This window comes from Streptomyces sp. NPDC059900 (assembly GCF_050270335.1).
Taxonomy (GTDB): Bacteria; Actinomycetota; Actinomycetes; order Streptomycetales; family Streptomycetaceae; genus Streptomyces.
This window is the reverse complement of record NZ_JBNNJZ010000980.1, coordinates 1-1,873: the sequence shown is the minus strand read 5'-3', so window position 1 is coordinate 1,873 and position 1,873 is coordinate 1. Positions and strand designations below refer to the sequence as shown.

Here is a 1,873-nt window from a genome sequence, read left to right as displayed (position 1 = left end):
GCCTGACCCCCACACCCCCACACCCCCGCACCCCCTGGGAGGCGAACCCCCGTGATCACCAACCCGACGCCGCAGCGCACCCTGCGCGGCCACCGGCCCCAGCGCCCCAGCGGCCGCACGGCCGCCACCGGCGAGCACCTGGCCCGGCTCTCTCACCGCCTCACCCCGCGCGATCGCTACCTGGCCCGCATCCTCTACGAGCACGGCGTCCTGACCACCCACCAGATCACCGAGCTGGCCTGGCCGACCGCCCGCGCCGCCAACCAGCGCCTCCTGCAGCTCTACCGCTGGCGTGTCATCGACCGCTTCCAGCCGTTCCTCACCTACGGCTCCGCGCCCATGCACTACGTCCTGGACGTGGCCGGAGCCGCCGTCCTGGCCCGCGAAGACGGCCTGGACATCAGCGACTTGGGCTACCGGCACGAGCACAGCATCGGGCTGGCCCACTCCCTGCGCCTGAACCACCTCATCGGCACCAACGGCTTCTTCACCGCCCTCATCGCCGGCACCCGCCGCCCGGGCGCCACCGGCCAACTGACCGCATGGTGGTCCGAGGCACGCTGCCGCGAACATTTCGGCGACATCGTGCGCCCCGACGCCTACGGCCGCTGGCGCGAGGAGTCCCTGCAGCTGGAGTGGTTCTTGGAACACGACTGCGCCAGCGAACGCCCGGCCGGCCGCGTCAGCGCCAAACTGGCCCACTACGCCCGGCTCGCCGACCGCACCGGCATCACCACCCCGCTCCTGATCTGGACCCCGACCGCACGCCGCGAGGCACGCATCCGCCCGGCCCTGGCCGCCGCACTCACCTCCCTCGCCGACCCGGCAGCCGTCCCCCTGGCCACCGCCAGCGCCGAGGCGCTGGCGCAATCCGACCGGCCCAGCCCCGCCGATGCCTGCTGGCTGCCACTGACCGCAACCGCACCGGCACCGGCACCGGCACCGGCACCGGCACCGGGGCAACGGCGCCTGCGGCTGGGCGAACTGCCCACCGCCTGGCCCCACCTGACCCCGCTGCCCGCACCCCCCACCCGCGACACCGGCGACGCCCCGGCCCACCAGATCCTGCCGCCGCCCGGCCCGCACCGCGCCTATCCGCCCACCGACGACCGCGGACGGTGAACCCCCATGGGCAAGATCCTCGCTGCGGTGGCCGCCGTCCTCCTACTGCTCCTTACGGCCGTCGCCGCCGGCGCGGGCAGCCTGCTCTCCCCCTTCGCCACCGGCGGCACCCGGCCCAGCGCCCGCGCCCTGGCCGACATCCCCGCCGGCTACCTCACCCTCTACCGGACCTCCGCCGCCACCTGCCCCGGACTTGACTGGTCCACCCTCGCCGCCATCGGCAAGATCGAAACCGATCACGGGCGATCGCCGCTGCCCGGCGTGCGCAGCGGATCCAACTACGCCGGGGCCCAGGGGCCGATGCAGTTCCTGCGCCCGACGTTCAACAGCGTGATCGCCAAACGTCCGCCGCCCCGCGGGGGCGCCACACCACCCTCCCCCTACAACCCCCACGACGCGATCCACACCGCCGCCGCCTACCTGTGCCAGTCCGGAGCGCGCCACAACACCGACCTCCGCGGGGCGATCTTCGCCTACAACCATGCGCACTGGTACGTCTCCCAAGTCCTGGCCCAGGCCGCGCGCTACCGCCACAACCGGCCCCCCACCGCAGCCCCCGCCACCGCCCCGCCCGCCAGCGGCGCCCTTCGGGCCATCAGCTACGCCCGGGGCCAGCTCGGCCTGCCCTATGTCTGGGGCGGCGACGGCCCCGCCGCCGGAGACGCCGGCTTTGACTGCTCGGGCCTGGCCCGGGCCGCCTACGCCGCCGCCGGCATCACCCTGCCGCGCACGGCCCAGCAGCAATACGACC

General features: G+C 74.8%; 2 protein-coding genes. Both read left to right on the top strand.

The window, feature by feature from the left end; genetic code table 11:
- Positions 1-51: 51 nt before the first annotated feature.
- Entirely contained in the window at positions 52-1,122 is a 1,071-nt protein-coding gene (locus ACQKIP_RS46415; RefSeq protein ID WP_365863666.1) for a replication-relaxation family protein, read from the top strand.
- 6 nt (positions 1,123-1,128) lie between these two features.
- Positions 1,129-1,873: NlpC/P60 family protein (locus tag ACQKIP_RS46410; RefSeq protein WP_427745761.1), on the top strand; the 745-nt coding region annotated here is incomplete at its 3' end.